This is a genomic window from Geobacter grbiciae (assembly GCF_018531165.1).
Taxonomy (GTDB): domain Bacteria; phylum Desulfobacterota; class Desulfuromonadia; order Geobacterales; family Geobacteraceae; genus Geobacter; species Geobacter metallireducens.
Map to the genome: position 1 here is coordinate 25,581 of NZ_JAHDIW010000006.1, position 18,532 is coordinate 44,112.

Annotated in this window: 18 protein-coding genes; 7 read left to right on the forward strand and 11 right to left on the reverse strand. The window is 58.3% G+C overall.

From position 1 onward, the window contains the following. Positions 1-12: 12 nt before the first annotated feature. The 4 genes from KJB29_RS09190 to KJB29_RS09205 all read right to left on the reverse strand — a co-directional run bounded on the left by KJB29_RS09190 (position 13) and on the right by KJB29_RS09205 (position 3,945). Entirely contained in the window at positions 13-519 is a 507-nt protein-coding gene (locus KJB29_RS09190; RefSeq protein WP_215734347.1) for a peroxiredoxin family protein, read from the reverse strand. Positions 520-622: 103 nt separating this feature from the next. After that, positions 623-2,500: an aryl-sulfate sulfotransferase gene (locus KJB29_RS09195; RefSeq protein WP_215734348.1), complete on the reverse strand. Its 1,878-nt coding sequence runs from the start codon at positions 2,498-2,500 to the stop codon at positions 623-625. A gap of 57 nt (positions 2,501-2,557) precedes the next feature. Next, positions 2,558-3,268: a protein-disulfide oxidoreductase DsbI gene (gene dsbI / locus KJB29_RS09200; RefSeq protein ID WP_004513127.1), complete on the reverse strand. Its 711-nt coding sequence runs from the start codon at positions 3,266-3,268 to the stop codon at positions 2,558-2,560. An 11-nt stretch (positions 3,269-3,279) separates the two neighbouring features. Further along, positions 3,280-3,945: a thiol:disulfide interchange protein DsbA/DsbL gene (locus KJB29_RS09205; RefSeq protein ID WP_004513128.1), complete on the reverse strand. Its 666-nt coding sequence runs from the start codon at positions 3,943-3,945 to the stop codon at positions 3,280-3,282. A gap of 579 nt (positions 3,946-4,524) precedes the next feature. On the opposite strand from KJB29_RS09205, the gene KJB29_RS09210 reads away from it, so the two are divergent. From KJB29_RS09210 to KJB29_RS09240, 7 genes are all read left to right on the forward strand, one after another. Beyond that, positions 4,525-6,258 (forward strand): sensor histidine kinase, encoded by a 1,734-nt coding sequence (locus KJB29_RS09210; protein ID WP_215734349.1) that lies wholly within the window; start codon positions 4,525-4,527, stop codon positions 6,256-6,258. A gap of 2 nt (positions 6,259-6,260) precedes the next feature. After that, positions 6,261-6,920: a response regulator gene (locus KJB29_RS09215; RefSeq protein ID WP_215734350.1), complete on the forward strand. Its 660-nt coding sequence runs from the start codon at positions 6,261-6,263 to the stop codon at positions 6,918-6,920. A 208-nt stretch (positions 6,921-7,128) separates the two neighbouring features. After that, positions 7,129-9,267 carry a transglycosylase SLT domain-containing protein gene (locus KJB29_RS09220; protein ID WP_215734351.1) on the forward strand — a complete coding sequence of 713 codons (2,139 nt, stop codon included), beginning with the start codon at positions 7,129-7,131 and terminating at the stop codon, positions 9,265-9,267. 115 nt (positions 9,268-9,382) lie between these two features. Further along, complete coding sequence (locus tag KJB29_RS09225; RefSeq protein WP_215734352.1) at positions 9,383-9,796, forward strand: MarR family winged helix-turn-helix transcriptional regulator; 414 nt, start codon at positions 9,383-9,385, stop codon at positions 9,794-9,796. A gap of 12 nt (positions 9,797-9,808) precedes the next feature. After that, on the forward strand, positions 9,809-11,119 hold the full coding sequence (locus KJB29_RS09230; protein WP_215734353.1) for a TolC family protein: 1,311 nt from the start codon (positions 9,809-9,811) through the stop codon (positions 11,117-11,119). Between the two features lie 2 nt (positions 11,120-11,121). Further along, positions 11,122-12,246, forward strand: coding sequence for an HlyD family secretion protein (locus tag KJB29_RS09235; protein WP_215734354.1), 1,125 nt, complete (start codon positions 11,122-11,124; stop codon positions 12,244-12,246). A 12-nt stretch (positions 12,247-12,258) separates the two neighbouring features. Continuing rightward, complete coding sequence (locus KJB29_RS09240; RefSeq protein ID WP_215734355.1) at positions 12,259-13,812, forward strand: DHA2 family efflux MFS transporter permease subunit; 1,554 nt, start codon at positions 12,259-12,261, stop codon at positions 13,810-13,812. A gap of 10 nt (positions 13,813-13,822) precedes the next feature. Here the strand turns inward: KJB29_RS09240 and KJB29_RS09245 are convergent, their stop codons facing one another. The 7 genes from KJB29_RS09245 to KJB29_RS09275 form a co-directional block, all read right to left on the reverse strand. Next, on the reverse strand, positions 13,823-14,467 hold the full coding sequence (locus tag KJB29_RS09245; protein ID WP_215734356.1) for a TPM domain-containing protein: 645 nt from the start codon (positions 14,465-14,467) through the stop codon (positions 13,823-13,825). A 21-nt stretch (positions 14,468-14,488) separates the two neighbouring features. Continuing rightward, entirely contained in the window at positions 14,489-15,361 is an 873-nt protein-coding gene (locus tag KJB29_RS09250) for a TPM domain-containing protein (RefSeq protein WP_215734357.1), read from the reverse strand. Between the two features lie 11 nt (positions 15,362-15,372). Next, a complete protein-coding gene (locus tag KJB29_RS09255) occupies positions 15,373-15,957 on the reverse strand; it encodes a LemA family protein (protein WP_215734358.1) in 585 nt (194 codons plus the stop codon). Then, positions 15,954-16,271, reverse strand: coding sequence for a SemiSWEET family sugar transporter (locus KJB29_RS09260; RefSeq protein ID WP_215734359.1), 318 nt, complete (start codon positions 16,269-16,271; stop codon positions 15,954-15,956). Before KJB29_RS09260 ends, KJB29_RS09255 begins: the two co-directional genes overlap by 4 nt. Further along, complete coding sequence (locus KJB29_RS09265; RefSeq protein ID WP_215734360.1) at positions 16,268-17,014, reverse strand: RNA methyltransferase; 747 nt, start codon at positions 17,012-17,014, stop codon at positions 16,268-16,270. The genes KJB29_RS09260 and KJB29_RS09265 overlap by 4 nt, the downstream gene beginning before the upstream one ends. 26 nt (positions 17,015-17,040) lie before the next feature. After that, entirely contained in the window at positions 17,041-17,679 is a 639-nt protein-coding gene (locus KJB29_RS09270; RefSeq protein ID WP_246561070.1) for a DedA family protein, read from the reverse strand. 81 nt (positions 17,680-17,760) lie between these two features. Further along, positions 17,761-18,498: a hypothetical protein gene (locus KJB29_RS09275; protein WP_004513141.1), complete on the reverse strand. Its 738-nt coding sequence runs from the start codon at positions 18,496-18,498 to the stop codon at positions 17,761-17,763. Between the last annotated feature and the right edge of the window lie 34 nt (positions 18,499-18,532).

Here is an 18,532-nt window from a genome sequence, read left to right on the forward strand (position 1 = left end):
ATGGTATCTCCGCTACAGTGATTTCAGGTAGCTGACGACCTTGGGGGAGTCCCACTCGATGCCGCCGGTCACCCGCTGCCGGATAATCCCCTTGCGGTCGACAATGAACGTGTCCGGGAGGCGGTTGGCGCCATAGTGCTGCTGCACCTGGCCGGTGGCGTCGCTCAGAAAGTTGAACGATACGGGGGCCCGGCGGTACTTTTCGGGAAATCTTTTTTCGACGTTGACCGCCAGTACCACCAGGTCCCCCTTGGGGAAGGATTTGACCAGCCGGTCCATGGAAGGCATCTCGTCGCGGCAGTAGGGGCACCAGGAAGCCCAGAAGTTCACGAGGACGATCTTGCCACGGTACTGTGAGAGACTTTTGTTTTCGCCCGAGAGCGTGGGCAGCCTGAAGTTCGGGGCTGGTGCTCCGATCCGGACGAGAGCGACACCATCCTCGGCTTTGCCCGGCGTCGACACGGCAAGTACAGTCAGGGTCAAAAGGCAGGCGCAGATGTAGCGGACCAATCGTTTCATGGAGACAACCTCTCTGATGCGGTTTCCGGTGCGGTGGAATCGTACGGCGCCTCAGGCTGAAGGAGATCCTCCAGCCTGAGGTTTTGTGCAGGATGGTTACTTGTTACTTGACAAAAGCCTTTTCCACGCTGAACGGCATGGCCTGATAGCCGGTCGTATCCTTGAGCTGGATTTCAACCGCCGGCTCGGTCGAGCCGTAATTGAACTCCATGATGTAGGGATTGGGGTCGGTCTTGAATGCGCCCGTATTGATATCGAAATCAGCGCCGGCCGTTGCTGAATAGACAAACACGGAGTCCTTGTCTGGCTGGTATTCGGTCAGGGAGGTCACCGGGCTGTACCAGCCGTTGCCGCGCTCTTTGCCGAACTCCCAGATCTGTTCGACGGTCATCTTCTTCTGGTCGATCTTGTAGATGACGGCACGGGAGTACTTCATGCTCGGCAGGGCCGGCTGCTCCATGCCGCGGCTGTCGCCGTTGTCAAAGACGCTCACATAAATGATGTCGCCTTTGGATTTGCTATCGATCTTAAACGCGGTATGCTGCGTCCAGGTCCAGTCAAAACCACCCTCGTCATTCTCGTAACCGGGACACTTGGAGCCTCCGGCCTCGCATTCGATCTTGTTCCCCTTGGAGTCGACCGGGGTCAGGAGTTTGCCCTGGTATTCCTTCTTCCACCCTTCGGGGCTGCCCATGATCCACTTGATCTGCTTGTCCCGGCCGATCTTGATAACTGCCGACTGGTGGCGGGAGCTGATGATGATGGAATCGTCTTCGGCGTCATGATCGACGCTGTTCACGTGGGCCCAGTTCCGGCCGGGGCCGACACCGACGATGTCGCCGAATTTATCATTTGCGTCCTGCTTGGCCAGGTCTTCGGCGCTCATGGTATGACCGGCCTTGCTGGCGTCGATGTTCAGGCATACGGCCCCCTGGTCCAGCACCTTAAAATTGACGTCACGATAGGGGTCAAGGATGTCGAAGAGGCGCCACTCATCCTGAACGAGGCCGCTGCTGGGGTCGACTTCGATAATCACGTCGCGGACGGTGCGGACATTCTTGCCGTCAGCGCGCTTGAGGTTGGAGCTGCCCACCCGCAGGAAGTAGTTACCGTTGGGGGAATTGTCCATGGAGTGGGAGAAGTCGTTGTAGCCGGCAGGAAGCTCACGATTGAAAACTTCTTTCCCCATGATGTCGTACTTGACGTAGCGCTGGCCGAAACCCCAGCTCATGGCGCCGTCGTTGTTCTGCTTGAAGCCCATCATGACACCGGCGTTATAGATCGACTTCAGGTCATAGATGGGGTTGGCGTTCATGTACCAGCGGACTTCGCCCTTGGTGTCGACGATGAAATTCTGCGGATAGTAGTTCCACTCCAGGGCGCCGCCTGTCGGGTTGTTCCAGACCGCCCGGGTCCCCTTGCCTGCCTTGTGCAGGAAGTTGTTGACGAAATAGAGCCGGTCGCTGAACTTCTTGTCGACCTTCTTGACGTCAGCCCCGGAAAAGAGAGCCGCCTTTTGTGTTTTCGTGGCATTCGGCTCTGTATAGACAGGGGGGGTATAGAGCGTGTAGCTTTCCTTGGCCTGCTCCCACTTGCCGTTGTACAGCCTGGAATATTCGACCTCGACCGTATTCACGTAGTCCGGGTACATGCCGAAGACCGGGATGCCGCCGTGGGTCAGGAGATGCTTGTTGGCGACCTGGTACTTGATTTCCTGCCCATCTTTCTTGGGAACGATCCGCACCGTGACGTCCTTAAGGACGTAGCCGCCGTTTTTGATGATGGCGGTCAGGGGGGCGATGTCATAGGGGTTCATGATGACCTCGCCGAGTTTTCCCTGCACTTGATAGTCCACATGCGCGCCACTCGCACCGCCGATGGCGAGTGCCATGGTCGGGATCGCTGCTCCGAGCATGGCTGAGCACAACACCAGCCGCGCCACTCTCCCGGTTTTCAACAATGCTGTTTTTCGACAGTTCATACTGTTCTCCTTTTTTTGTCTGCGGCGGACATGCCGCCCCTCACGCCGGGATTGTCGTTATGCCAACTTGCCAGAGCAGCTGGAAGTTTCTTCGTGTGTCGCGGATTGGCGCTTGCGTCGCACCAGTGTGACGATCCAGCAGGCTGCTGCCACCACCAGGAACAGGAGGATTACGCCGAAGGTGATGAGGGTGCACTGCGCCATGTTCATGAAGTGGGAGGGAGGCCAGAGGTACCACCCTTCGGAATAGAAGTCGGTGATGGCCTTCTGCATGGCGCTCAGTTGGACTCCGTCGGGAATGATCGGGTTGTCGTAGCCGCAGTCGCCCGTCGGCTTGAACCATTCCGGAGACCACTTATCCAGCGGCAGGTGGAACGGGAAGGTGGGCTCCGGTGAGCACCCCTGCACGCCGAAGATGTCGTCGCTGTGGGCGGCGTGGTGAATCTTATTGAGCTTTATGCTGTAGAGGACACCTTTGAAGCTTCCCCAGATGGCGAACAGGTAGCCGACGATCTTCAAGCCGGGGTTTGAGGGCTTGATGGCCGCGACGACGCCGCCGAAGGCCATGGCGAAGAAGGCAAGCCTTATGTAGACGCACTGTTCGCAGGGTCTCATGTAGAGCCAGATCTGGAACACGGAGTGGGCCAGGATAACCATGAACAGACTGAGCACCGCCATGAAGATCCAGAGAAACCGCTTGTCCTGCCACTGGCTGATGGTTCCTGCCGGGTCCGACCTGAAGTTGCCGAACATTTCTGATAGTTTCACGACGCGTCTCCTTATTTGGTCTTCAGCTCGTTGATAAGCTTCAGCATGCCGTCTATGGAGGTGATGCTCTTGGTCATGATGAGGTACTTGCCGTTGACGACGAAGCCGGGAACGCCCTGGACCTTTGCCACGTCATAGGAGGCATCCCACTCCTTCAGCAGCGCCTTGACCTTGGGATCTGCCTTCGCCTTGTCGAATTCTGCTTTGCTCATGCCGACTGCGTCGAGACCGGTCTTCAGGTAGGCGTCGGGGCCCGCATCCCAGCGCTCTTTCTTGTCGTGGTAGGCGGTGTAGTAGGCCATCTTGGCCTTCTTCAGGAGTGACTTGGGGCCATACAGATCGCGGTCGGAGAGGCCGGCCTTCTGATCCTTGAGCAGCAGCACGGCGAAGAGCTCGCTTCCCTGGACGCCGTATTTACCCTTGGTCTTCAGATGGAAGGGGCGGAACTTGAGATCGCTCGGCAGCTTGGGAACCAGGTTCGGCGTGATCTTCTTGTCGTACTTGTAGCAGAAGGGGCAGTCGTAGCTGAACACCTTGATCAGCGTCCCCTGGGCGTTCGGGATCGGTTTCGCAAGCTTCACGTAATCGGTCCCCTCGGTGAAGGCGAAGCAGCTGCCGGCGAACAGAGCTACCAGTGCGAGACTTTTGGCGATTGTTTTGACAAATTTGAATGACATGATCTTTCTCCTTGATAGTGTGTAGTTGGCTCTGCAAATCCTGGCCTCGTATGACGTGTGGTGTGTGATGTTCTCCTCCTTTCTCCGATTGCTGGCCTGGTGATAGCGTCACCCTTAGTTAGACAACTTAATTGAACCACGCAAGCCACAATACATATACCAGGCGGCATCAACTATCTTTCTGGTTTTAAATTATTATCCAAATCGTTTTTAGTTTATTTAACAAAACCAAAAACGATGTGTCAAGCATTTTTTTAGTAAATTTGCATGCGCCCACCAGCAGCTGTGTCAGTGCATTTATCCTGCGGGAGCATGGCATGAATAAATCGTCGCAACCAGCTAGATTTATTGCTATTATTTGGTTAAGCACTTTAAAGGTGAGAGGTTTTACGAGAGGGAGACAGGAGGGATTTCAGGGTATTCCGGGGAACCTTTTCATTTTTAGTTTACTTTTATTGTTATGGTGAAGTAAACTAAATTAGTTTTACATGCTGGTGCTCACCGCCGACTGGAGTACCCTTGCGCCGCCAGGAGCACCGGCTCGACAATCACGAGTACCCCCCAAGAGGGACGCGCCCCATGTTGAAATTTATCGAAGCCAATAAAAAACGCATCGTCATCGTTACCTATATCCTGCTCTTCTGCATGTTCTGCTTCTTTTCCCTGATGGATCTGTACAAGAGGACTTCCGACTACGCCTATTTCGCCAACAAAATCAACTCATTCATCAAGCATGCCCACGACAGCGAATCGGAGTATCTCTGTTCGCGCCTGGTCAACTACGTAAGCGACATCGCAAAACAAAAGCACTTCGCCGAACTGCTGAAAGCAGGCGACGCAGAAGCCCTGGAGAAGGTGGCCAATCACGCTTTCTACGACTTCGGGAAACGCTATGTGCCGGTGATCTCGGTCCTCATCTATGACGGCGATGGAAAACTCAGATATCATATGACACCGCCGTCGATCACCCATGACCCCGAGGAATTAAGACCGAACGTTAGCAAAGAGGTCTTTGCCACGAAAAACTACACCTACGGGTATGAAACCAACATCGTTCCCCTCTACTTCTGCACCGTTCTTCCTGTGCGGGACGCTCGGTCGGATGTGGTCGGAACGATCGAGATAGGTGTCGACCTGTCGTTTTTCCACTACAATCTGAAATGGTTTTTACACGACGTAAAGACAGCCATCTTCTCCAATGGGAAACTCCTTGAATTCGACACCGGGGACAAAACGGATTCCGAGGAATATGTCTATGACTATTACAAAAGGCTGAAAGCCAACGATGCCGCGTTCTTCAACCAGTTCAAAGACAGGATTGATTTCAGATGGGCGAAAAACGACATCAAAATCGGAGACAAGTACTACCTGGTGAGCACGTCCCAGGTACTTAGAGACAACGGAGGTCGCGAGGTCGGCAAATATCTTGTTGCCTACGACATGACTGAGCTGCGGAGCCGACACTGGGGGTATTTCTACGCATGGCTGCTGTTCTTCGCCATCACCGCCTGCGTCATGCTCTGTATCAACATGGTCGGATTCAGAAAGTATGAGCGTATCATCACGGAACAGGGCAATATGCTGGCCCAGCGGTCAAAGCAGTGCGCCCTCGGGGAAATGCTGGGACACATCGGACACCAATGGCGGCAACCTCTCTACAACCTGTCTCTGATCGTTCAGAACATCGGGCTGCAGAACCAGTTCGGCAAACTGGACGACGCCCTGCTCAGCAAGCAGATCACCCAGGCGAACCAGAATATTGAATACATGTCGAACATCATAGATGACTGGCGTTCACTGCTCATGTCGGGCAGCAGCAGAACCGTGATCGAGCTTCTGAGTTCCGTCGAGCGTGCCATCGCTATGGTTTCGCCGGTCATGGAGCAGAGCCGGGTCACTATCGAGAACCGGATCACGACGCCGGTGCACACCATGGGTTTCGTGAACGACCTGGTGCAGTTGACCATAAACGTGCTGTTGAATGCGCGCGATCAGCTTTCCCAGGTGCAAGGTGACCGTTTCATCCTGCTCTCCTGCAGCGAGGAGTCGGGAGGGGTGGTGACGGTCACTTTCCAGGACAACGGTGGCGGGATCCCCGACCATCTGCTCAAACGCATTTTCGAACCGTATGTCACCACCAAGGACAAGGCCGACGGCACAGGACTGGGACTGTATCTGTGCCACCAGATCGTCGAAAATCTCGACCAGGGGAAGGTCTGGGCGGAGAACAGATCCTTTGAACTGCATGGGGAAACGCAGTATGGCGCCTGCATATGCCTACAATTCGCCAGAACAACCGACGGGGGTAAATAGATATGAACGTCACCGCCTTGCAACAGATGACGGTGCTCTTTGTGGACGACGAAGAGACTGCACGGGAGCAGATGAAGATGGTCCTGAACAGTTTCTGCAAAAACACGATCTGTGTGGGTAGCGCTGACCAGGCCCTGGCCGCGCTACAGGAGCATAACCCGGACATAGTACTCACCGACATCCGCATGCCCGGCTTGTCAGGCATAGACCTCCTCAATGCCATAAAGCAGAAGGACACGGCGGTCGCCGTCGTCATGGTGTCGGCCCATTCTGAGCCGGAATACCTGCTGGATGCATTTCGCTACAAGGCGGACGGCTACCTTCTGAAACCGTTCAACTTCCACGACCTGCTCGAACTACTTTCCGATATAGCGACAAAGAAGGTGGCCACCATCAAAGAATCCAGCAATGGTCCGGAAAAGATAGAGTTCGTCCTCAAAATTCTGGATACCCTCGGGGGAAGACGCGCGGAGATTATGGAATACGTCATCAACCACCTTGATGAGGACAATCTGTTCCATGGCACCTATGACGAGGTGGCTGAGGCACTCAGCGCCAGCAAGCCGACCGTCGTCGCGACGTTTCAGATCATGCTTGAAAAGAACGTGCTGACCCGGCTCAAGTACGGAACATACCGCATGAACATGGATGCTACTGTCTGATTCACTGGTGCAATAAACAAGGCAAGAGCCTTATAGATATACGGATTTCAGGAAACGCCCCCCTGCAATAATCACCTGTTCGTGGTTGATTTTTGCCGGGGGGTACGGGTAGTATGGGTCAAACGCCGACACAACGCATCAAGGCCGGCTTTCTGCTCACCGAATTGACTGCCCCCGTTCAAATCCAATCCACGAAGGTTCGATGCCCATGCTTAACCGCTTGCTCCTTGCCACGGCCTTGCTCCTCTGTCTGGCTGTTTCCGCCTCCTCCCAGAACCTTAGCCCATCACTCGACGAGAAACTCGCCAAGGCCGCCGTGCGGCTCAAGCTCAAAGACAACCGGGGAGCACTGGACAATGCCATGAACGCAGTCGACTCTCCGGAAAAGAACCTCATTGCCGGCGTTGCCGCATACCGCCTCGAAGAATGGGTCAAAGCCGCTGAACTGCTCGGCAAAGCGGCAAGCGAACTCCCCCTTGTGGCCGACTATTCCCTCTTCTGGCAGGCCGATGCCCTTTATCGTATCGCACGCTACGACGAAGCCCTTGAAACCGTGAAGCGGTTACTCCATGAAAGGCCCGAAAGCCCCCTTGTACGCCGGTCACGAATGCTCCAGGCCGATATCCTCTTTGCCCGCGGTGATCTGAAGGAGGCCCAGGCAATCTACATCCGATTCGTGGAAAGTTATCCTTCGGGGAGGGATTCCGTCACCGCCATGTACCAGTCAGCCCGCTGCCGCGAGGGACTCGGCGAGAAGGCAAAAGCGGTTCAGGAGTTGCGGAACCTCTGGCTCACGTACCCTGCCTCGCCGGTGGCCGAAGACGCCGAAGAATCCATGCGCCAACTGGAACGTCAAGGATTCCCGGCTTCGCCATCCACCGCCGACGAGCTGTTCCGGAGGGCAAGCACCCTTTACAGCGTCGGCCGGTACCAGCAGGCCGTCAAGGCCTTTGACGCAATCCCGCTGGCAAACCAAACAGCCGACTTCATTGCCCGGGTCACGTTCAAGAGCGGCCAGGCCCTTTACAAGGCCCGTCAACGTAAGGATGCCGAACGGACCTTTGCCCGGCTTTTGGAAAAGGAGCTGAAACCGTCCCTGTCCGAGGAGGCTCGGTTCTGGCATGCAAAGTCCCTTGAGGGGATCGGAAAGAGCGAAGACGCCATCAATGCCTATCTCAAGATAACAGAAGCCTCTCCGCGGGGAGAACTGGCCGACGAGGCACTCCTGGAAGCAGCGTTTATCCGCAAATTCCAGGGCCGCTACCAGGACGAGCATTTCCTCCTCGACCGACTCCTGTCTGTCACCACCGATGCAAAGCTGCGGCAACGTGCCACCTGGGAAAATGCCTGGGCCCTCTACGGGACGAAAGACTTCAGGAGGGCCGCCGAAGCATTCAAGTCGCTCCAGACCATCCAGGACTACCGCGAGCGGGCCCTCTACTGGCAGGGCCGCGCCCTCGAAGGTGCAGGAGACAAGGAGGGGGCTGCAGCCTCCCTTGCCCGGGTCATGGAGGAGTACCCCCTCTCTTTCTACGGCCACCAGGCCCGTGCAGCGCTGAATACCAGCGAGGAAACTCCCTCCCTGGCGGCTGAACCGGCTGCGCTGTCACTGCCGATGCCCGCCGGATACGAGCGGATAAAGCTCCTTATCACCGTCGGACTCCACGACGAGGCCCGGAAGGAGCTTGCTGCCGTCCGTAAGAAAAACGGTTCGAAGCAGAAGTTGCTCCTGGGACTGGCCCGCCTCTATCTGGAGATGGATGACTACAACGCGTCAGCGGCCATGTACCGGGACAACCTCCCCCGCCGGATTGACAGAGACTCCCTCCCCCAGTGGGGACTCCTCTATCCCAAGGCCTTCCGCGAAGCCGTAATGCTTCAGGCAACCGACCAGGGGGTTGCGGAAGAGCTTGTCTACGGCATCATCAGGGCGGAGAGCACCTACTCGCCAACCGTCGTCTCCCCCGTCGGCGCCGTGGGGCTCATGCAGCTGATGCCGGCCACCGCCAAGGCAATGGTGAAGGGCAACGGCACCAGCATTTCAGCGCGCCTGACCGACCCCGGCTTCAACATCAGCCTCGGGGTACGCCACTTGAAAGGATTACTCCAGCAGTACAACGGCAACACCGTGGCGGCCGTGGCTGCCTACAACGCAGGCTCCACACCCGTTGACCGCTGGCGCCGCACCCTCCCCTTCCAACGCGATGACGAGTTCATCGAAAACATCCCCTACTACGAAACCCGGGAGTACGTGAAGAAGGTCCTCGCCAATGCACAGATGTACCGCACCCTCTACCGGAAGCAACCCGCAAAGGAGTCAGAATTAAGCAGCCGGAATTCTGAATGACTTCCCCTCCTTATTCATCTTAACCACGGGATCGTAACTCTTTGCGAATCAGAGAATTGACAGTATACTGATTATCGGTATAATGCCTCCGATTTTCGGCGCACAGAGGTGATCCATGTACGATATCGAAAACAGCATCGGTTTCCTCCTCGCCAAGGTCTATCAACGGGGATTCGGGTTATTCAAGGAACAGCTCGACAGCTACGGCCTGACCCCAAAGCAGTTCAGCCTCCTCGCCTTTCTCTGGATCGAGGACAACCTCTCCCAGACCAGCCTTTCCCATAAAACCCAGGTGGACCGGACCACCATCGGCGGGCTCATCGACCGGCTCGAAAAACTCGGCCTCGTGAAACGCCTCCCCACTCCGGATGACCGAAGGGCCTACCGCATCTGCCTCACCGAGAAAGGGAGGAATCTTGAAACGGAACTCTGCGCCATTGCCGTCCAGGTGACGGAAAAATTCCTTTCCCCCCTCACCGCCGAGGAACGCACCGCCCTGCGCGCCACCCTCAAGAAATTGCGCCAGTAACGGGAGGATTCCATGCAGAACAAAAACCAGAAGGCACCCACTCCTTACTCGGCAGTTCCGAGATTTCTTGCGGGTTTAGTGGCTGTCCTCTCCCTTACGGGAACAGCACACGCCGAAACCCTTTCTCTCACTGAGTGCCTCCGCCGGGCAACCGCCGGCAACTACGGCCTGACGGTGACGGCCCATGACAGGAGAATCGCCGCCGAGAACATATCCCAGGCCAAAAGCGGCTTCCTCCCCCGCCTCGATTTTCAGGGGGGATACACGGCTCAGGCCAAACCACAGGCCTTTTCCTTTGCGGGACGCGAGACCGAAACCCAGGACACCACCTACGGCTTTTTCAACATCACCGCCACCCAGACCATCTACGACTTCGGCCGCACCTCCTCCCGCACCAGGCGGGCATCGCTCCTCCAGGAGGCGGTGGCGCACAGCTATGACGCCCAGGAACGAGATGTCTTCCTTCAGGTGGTGGAGGCCTACTACGGAATACTCGAAGCGAAAAAAGTCCTCGGCGCCTCTGACGAAGAGATCGTTCAGCGCACTGACCACCTGCGGGTGGCCCAGAATCTGTACGAGCAGGGAGTTGTGACCCGCAACGACCTGTTGCAGGCCGAGGTGAAGCTGGCCGACAGCCGGCAGAGACGCCTCGCGGCGGCAAACCTCGTGGAAAACCGCTGGCTCTTCCTCAACTTTCTGACGGGGCGTCCTCTCCCCTTCCGGGCAGACCTAGAGGAGAAGGATACCCCGGCGTCCCTTCCGCCACTTGAAGCAGCCGAAGAGAAGGCTCTGGCGAACCGCCCCGAGCTCGTCTCTCTCACCAGGACGGTGGAGGCAGGCGAAGCAGAGGTATCTGAGGCCCGTACCGGTTATTTCCCGGAGATCTTCGCCCAGGGAACAATCGACTACATGGAGAACAGCAAGGCGCGGGAGCAGGCCATCTACGCCGCCACCGTGGGGCTGCGCGTCAACCTTTTCGATGGCTTTGCCACCACGTCGCGGTACCGTCAGACAGTGGAAAATCTGGGAAAGCAACGGGACAACCTCCGGCTGGTCCGGGAACAGATCCGCCTTGAGTTGGCAACATCTCAAAGTGATGCGCGAGTTGCGGCCGAGCGGATCCGGACCGTGGAAACGGCAATCAGGCAGGGGGAAGAGAATCTGCGCATCAACCGCGACCGCTATCAGGCCCAGGTGGGGACCGCAACCGACGTCATTGACGCCCAGACGCTCCTTACCCAGATCAGGACCGACTATTTCCGCGCCGTCTTCGACTACCAGGTGGCGGCGGCGCGGGTCAGAAAAGCGATGGGAGAACTGTAGTCATGGCAGTGGATGAGTCAAGGGGACATCAAGAGGCGGAAGAAACCGCCAAAACCGCAACCGATACGGCGGGCGCTCCGGTCAAGCAACGAGGGGGGCGGCGGAAGCGCGCGGGAATCATCATCCTCCTGGTGATCCTTATCGGCCTCTTCATGGGGCTACGCTGGGTCGTCCGGAGCAAGACCCACATCGCGACCGACAATGCCTTCGTGGAGGCCCACATCCACGCAGTATCCCCGCGGGTTTCGGGCACCGTGACCGCTGTCCCCGTACAGGATAACCAGTTCGTGAAAAAGGGGGAGACTCTGGTGGAGCTGGACCCCACGGACTATGAGGTTCGTGTCCGGGTGGCTGCTGCCGACCTTGACATGGCGCGCAATGAAACCTCGGGTGACTACGCCCAGGTGGAAGCGGCCAGGGCCACGGTTTCCCATGCCCGGGCGCGGCTGGACCAGGCGGAGCTGGACCTCAGGCGGGGAAGTGCCCTCTTTACCAAGGAGGTAATACCGCGTGAGCAGCTGGATCGCCTCGAAACGGCACGACGGGTGGCTGCTGCCCAGCTCCGGGAGGCAGAGGAAGGGGTACGTAAGGCCCAGGCCGAGCTTGGCCTTGCCGGCACCGGCGGCAAGGAGGCCCGCGTTGCCCAACGGGAGGCAAAGCTTCGGGAGGTATCCCTCAGCCTCTCCTACACGCGCATCGTAGCCCCCGTTGACGGCTATGTGACCCGCAAGTCCGTAGAGACGGGATCCACGGTCCAGGCAGGACAGCCCCTCATGGCCGTGGTGGCCCTTGACGACACCTGGGTCACGGCCAACTACAAGGAGAGCCAGCTCACCCACATGAAGCCGGGCCAGAAGGTGGAGTTCACCGTGGACGCCTACCCCGCCCGCACTTTCACCGGGCGGGTGGAGAGCATCATGGCCGGCACCGGCGCCGCCTTCTCCCTCCTCCCCCCTGAGAACGCCACCGGCAACTACGTGAAGGTGGTGCAGCGGGTGCCGGTAAAAATCGTGGTGGATCCGGGAAGCGACCCCCAGCATCTCCTCCGGGTGGGAATGAGCGTGGTCCCCACCGTGAACACGGGACGCAAGATTGGGGAAATCCTTAGGGACTTCAGGCCTTTTTAGGGGTGCTGATTCATGGACGCACCGGTCAAGGACGTCAACAAATGGATCGTCACCATCACGGTGATGCTTCCCACCATCATGGAGATCGTGGACACGTCGGTAGCCAACGTGGCGCTCCCCCACATGCAGGGGAGCCTCAACGCGGGGACCGACGAAATCACGTGGGTCCTCACCTCCTACCTGGTGAGCAACGCCGTGGTCCTTCCCATGACCGGCTGGCTCTCCCGGCTTTTCGGCCGCAAACGTTTCCTTATCTCCTGCATCACCCTCTTCACCATGGCCTCGCTCCTCTGCGGCGCGGCCCCCAACCTGGCAAGCCTCATCTTCTTCCGGGTGCTCCAGGGAGCGGCTGGAGGCGCCCTCATTCCCAGCAGTCAGGCGATCCTCCTGGAAACGTTTCCTCCCCACGAACGGGGAATGGCCAACGCCATCTTCGGCGTCGGCGCCATGTTCGGGCCGATCATCGGCCCGGCCTTCGGGGGGTGGATCACCGACAACCTCAACTGGCGGTGGATCTTCTACATCAACATCCCCCTCGGCATCATTGCCGTTATCATGGCCGTCTCCTTCATCTTCGATCCGCCGTACCTGCGCCGGACCAGGGTGGCCATTGACTGGTGGGGTCTGGGGCTGCTCACCGTCGGCCTCGGGGCGCTCCAGATCGTTCTCGACAAGGGGCAGCAGGACGACTGGTTCAACTCATCCTTCATCCTGTCCTGCTCGATCCTCTCGGCCCTAGCCCTCATTGCCCTCGTCTATGTCGAGCTGAAGCACGAGCATCCCATCATCAACCTGCGCCTTTTCAAGGATGTCTCCTTCTCGGCGGGCAACTTCGTCATGTTCATGCTCGGTTTCGGGCTCTACAGCTCCATCGTGCTGATCCCACTCTTCCTCCAAACCCTCATGGGGTACGACGCCACCCTGGCCGGCATGGTCCTCGCCCCCGGCGGGTTGGCTACCCTGATCACCATGCCCTTCGTTGGTGTGGCTCTCTCGAAATACGACGGGAGGAAGGTGATCCTGGTGGGACTCATCATCAGCGCCTGGTCCATGTTCCTGATGCGGGGGTTCACGCTGGAGGCTTCGTATTGGGATTTTGTCTGGCCCCGGGTCATCCTCGGCGTAGGGCTTGCCATGCTCTTCGTGCCGCTCTCCACCCTGACCCTTGGCTCGATTCCGAAGGTGGAGATGGGAAACGCCGCCGGCCTCTACAATCTGCTGCGCAACATGGGCGGCAGTGTGGGGATCGCCGTGGCGGCAACGATGCTTTCCCGCCAGACCCAGTTCTACCAGAATGTCCTGGTGGGCGGAGTCACCCCTTACAGTCCAGTGGCGCAGCAGAAACTTGAGCTGCTGACGCAGGGGTTCATGCTTCGGGGCCTCAATGCCGCCACCGCCCACAAGGCGTCCCTTGCCGCCGTCTACGGCATGGTCCAGCGGCAGGCTGGAATGCTGGCCTACAACCGTATTTTCTGGATCGTGGGATTGACGTTTCTCGGCGTGATGCCGTTTCTGCTCCTGCTCAGAAAGCAGAAAATCGGCGCTGAAACCGAAGGGGTGCACTGACAGTAAGAGACTACGAAGAAGAACGCTCGGTGAGAATCTCGTCCTGCAGTTCGTTCACATCGTCGGCCCTGTGGGGGAAATGCCTGGCCAGCTCGGCGCCGCACCCGGCAACGACCGAGCAGAGGGCATCACAGGCACGCCCCTCCCGGAGCCCCCGCGCCAGTTGAGCGGCCAGTTCCCGCCAGAAATGGGGATCGATCCTCTCGTTGATGCCCCGATCCCCAAGGATCCATACTTTGCGTTCCAGGAGAGAAATAAAGATGAGGATGCCGGTTTCCTCACGGGTCAGGTAGAGCCCCTTTTCGTAGAAGGCCCGAACCGCCCGCTCCCGCACCGCCTCGACAACCCGGCGGCCCCCCGCGAAAGGGAGTTTCAGACGCGGCACAAGACGGAAGAGATACCAGCAAGGAAAGTAAAGCAATACAACCAGGGGGATGTACGACCAGATGGTCACATGGTGGATAGCCACTGCCAGAATGACCGACAGGAGCCCGGAAAGGAGCACCGCGCCGAGAATTTCCGCCTCCCGGTAGCTGTCGCTGGCGTCCACGACCATGGTGGCAATCTCCCCCGAAGTGCTTCCCTCGGCTTTCGCCACCGCAGCCCTTACCCGCTCCCGCTCCTCCGGGGTGAAAAACTCCTCCGCCCTTTTCACGCCTTCCCCCTCATGCCCTGATCACCAGTCACCGGACGCTCCGCCGCCGCCGAAGCCACCGCCGCCACCGGAAAATCCTCCCCCGCCCGATGACCCACCGCCGAATCCTCCACCGAAGCCACCCCCGTAGAAGGGACCACCCCAAGTACCCCCTCCTCCCCGTCCCCCACCGCTGCCAAAGAGGAACGTCAGGAAGATGCCGAGGAAAAACCCTGCCACCGCCAGCCCTGCTAGAATAAGAATTCCGAGCCCCGGAAAGGTGAGCGATGCCACCAGGGGGAGCCCTGCAGCTCCGGCTATGCCGCCGAAAACCCGTGAGAGTGCCCCGAGAAAGATGCAGGCAACCCCAAGAAAGAAAAGAAGAGCCGCCACCGGTGGAGCACTCCTTTTCCCCTGTCGGAGATCACGCGGCGTAGCGGCATACTCCCCCTTGACCACAGCCATGATGGCGGTGACGCCGGCAGTAACGCCCCCATCGAAGTCCCCCTGCCTGAAGCGGGGGGTGATCTCACCCCGGATGATCCGCCCCGAGACAAGGTCGGTGAGGGTTCCTTCAAGACCTCGCCCCACCTCTATCCTCACCTTCCGCTCAGCCTTGGCAACCAGAAGGATGGCGCCGTTATCCTTCTCCTTCTGGCCGATCTGCCACGCCTCGGCGACCCGGATGGAGAACGATTCCAGATCGTCCCCTTCCAGGGACGGCACCGTGAGGACAACGATCTGGGTCGAGTCGCTCCGCTCGAACCCGGCAAGGGTTTCCTCCAGTTGCCGTACCGTTCCGGCGGAGAGGACTCCGGCATAATCGTTCACATACCCGCGCAGCTGCGGCACGTCCAGGGCCGAGGCAAACGCGGGGAGGAGGACGATGAGTATGGCAAGGAAGAGACGTTTCATTCAGATCACTATCAGAACTTCACCTTGGGTGCTGTCTTCGCCCCCTCTTCCGCCTTGAAGGGCTCTTTCCGCTCCAGATGCAGCAGAAGCTTGTTGGTGAGACTGTTGGGGAAGGTGCGGATACTGGTATTGAAATCCTGAACCGCCTTGTTGTACCTGGTGCGGGCCACGTTGATCCGGTTCTCGGTCCCCTCCAGCTGGTTCTGGAGATCAAGGAAGTTCTGGTTCGCCTTGAGGTCGGGGTACCGTTCGACCACCACCATGAGACGGGAGAGAGCGCTGGAAAGTTCACCCTGGGCCTGCTGGAATTTGGCGAACGTCTCGGGGTTGTTGAGCATTTCCTTCGACACCTGCATGGAGCCCACCTTGGCCCTGGCCTCGGTCACCGCCGTCAGGGTATCCGCCTCGTGCTTCGCGTACCCCTTCACCACCTCCACGAGGTTCGGAATCAGGTCGGCCCGACGCTGGTACGATGCCTCCACGTCGCCCCAGGCGGCAAGGACCGCCTCCTCCTTGGCCTGCATGACGTTGTAGCCGCACCCGGTCAATCCCGAGAGGGTAAGTGCGGCAAGCACGAGCAGTAGTATCCGTTTCATAGGTCCTCCGTTTGATTGGTTTGCCCTAAAGAATAACCACCATCGGCCCCGTTGTCATCCCCACGGTAGCAGAATTTCATCCCGATCAGGATGCCGTTGCAGGCGATGGAGAAGATGTTGGCCACGATGAGCGGTATGTCCCCGATCATGACGCCGTAGGCGAGCCAGAGGATCATTCCGGCGACCAGGATCACCGGCTGCCAGACCGAGATGTCCCGCACACGCTTGGTACGGTAGGCCCGAGCCACCTGCGGCACCACCGCGATGCTCGTCACCGCCCCGGCCACCAGCCCCAGCATTATCTCGCCGTTCATTGCCCCTTCTTCCCCTTGAACTGGTCGGCGGCCCAGTCGATCTGGGTCATCATGCCGCGCAGGATGGCCACCTCGCGGTCATCCAGCTCGGCCCGAGAAAAGATGCGCCGCACTGTCCGCATGATGTGGTCAGGGTTCTGGGGATTGAGGAAACCGATCCGCAAGAGCGTCCGCTCCATCTGGCCGAAGAGGGCCTCCTGGGCGGCGCTGCCTGCCAGGGTCCGGGCCTCCCCCGCAACGGTTCCCTCACCCAATCCCGCAAAAAGTTCGTAGCAGAAGATCAACACCGCCTGGGCCAGGTTCAATGATCCATATTCTGCGGAGGTGGGGATGGTGGCGTGCCACCGGCAGAGGGAAAGCTCGTCGGTGGTCAGACCGCTGTCTTCCCGGCCAAAAACGAGGGCCGCACGGTTGCCGGCCAGGTTCGCGGCAATCTTCTGAACGATTTCTCCCGGAGAGTAGATCTCCTGCCGGTACTTGCCGTGACGGCGGGTGGTGGCAACGGAGAGCTCCGTGTCAGCCAGGGCCTCTTCGAGGGATGGAAAGACCCGCGCCCCCTCCAGGAGGTCCTTGGCGGAAACGGCAAACTTGTATGCTTCGGGATGGTCGAGGGGACATCCCTTGACGATGCGGAGTTCAGCCAGACCCATGTTCTTCATGGCCCGGCAGACCATCCCCACGTTACCCGGACTCTGGGGTTCAACGAGGATAACTGAAATATTATTCTTCATCGAAACGGTCATCGAGGTCTCCAGCGAAAGCTCTCTTGTTACTGATCAGCGGTTTTTCGGCTATCCCTTATCCTCTTCAACCTCGTTCGGGCCGGCTTGCGCCGGGACCAGGCATGGACGAAATGGGACAGCCACATACAGAAAATAAGGCCGACGAGCGCTGCGAGAAGGTGCATCTCGTAACGGCTCACGTCCTCCACGAACAGCGATGCGCTTTTGCCGAAGAAGTAACCGGCCAACGAAAACAGCGTCGCCCAGAGGAGCGCACTCACCATATTGAGGGAAAGAAAGCGGGACGCCGGAAAACTGGACATACCGAGGATGATCGGCAAAACAATCCGGAAACCATAGGTGTATCGGGAGATGAAAGCAACGAACGTACCGTACTTCTCAATGAGCCGCAGGGCCTTGCGGAACTTCCGGGCGACAAGGGTGAACATCTTGAGAAGCCATGGACCCTTCCAACGCCCCAGATAAAAGTAAAACTGATCGCCGAGAAACGCCCCGCCAAAGGCCGTCACGATAACGGCGGGAAGAGTCAGATACCCCTGGAAGGCCAGGAACCCGGCCAGGATGAGACCCGCCTCCCCTTCCAGGAAGGTCCAAAGAAACAGAACCCAGTAACCATGTTGTTGCAGATACTCACCAAGCAGGTGGTTCACGTAGCCCCCGAGCATCGACGGAACAGTGCTCACTGTCCCGCAAACAAGAAAAGGGCCTCGCAGCCCTTTTCTCAGAAAATAGATCCACGTGCTGCGTTAACGCAACAACTTCAACAGGTAGATGAATGTCCCCCCCACCGAGACCCCGGAAAGGAGACCGGCATAGTCGTGGACCAAGAGCGAGAAGTCGCGACGCCCCGAATACAGATCAGGCACGACGCCCCCAAGGTTCTGCATGATGAGCTTCCAGTCCGCATCCCAGTTATAGACCTGGAGATAGAGCTCAGCCCCCTTCCAGAGGAAGATGGCGATAAAGACAATGCCAAAACCGATGAATCCCTTGGCAATGACCGAGTCCCGGATCTGGGCATAGATCTTTCGGACCATATCAAGATTGACCAGGGAGAGGAAGACCCACGTGGCATTCTCAATCACGCTGATGTTGCGAAGCACCGTGTACTGAGGCTCCGGGTTGATGAATACGAAGACCACCGACGCGGCGACAACGCCGAGAACCGTCAGATAAACCGCCGTCTTGGTCCCGCCGATCTCCAGGGTACGGCTGAAGATGTAATACTCTTGAAACCCGTGGGTCATGACCATGATAGAGATGGTGCCGATAATGTAGTGGATGGCCTCAAGCTGGGTATAGGCGGTCCACGGCATATCGAGGGCCTTCTCCACCACATAGAGCTGGCTCAGGAAAATGAGGAAGAATCCCAGCGAAATACTGGTCCAGACCCGGGCATTACCGATACTGAAGTAAAAACTGATACATCCCGCCAGGAACCAGAATGTTATCTGTACAAGGTCAACCGTGGTGATGTCCGCCATTGTCCCCCCAACTACTCGGAAAAAATCATCTACA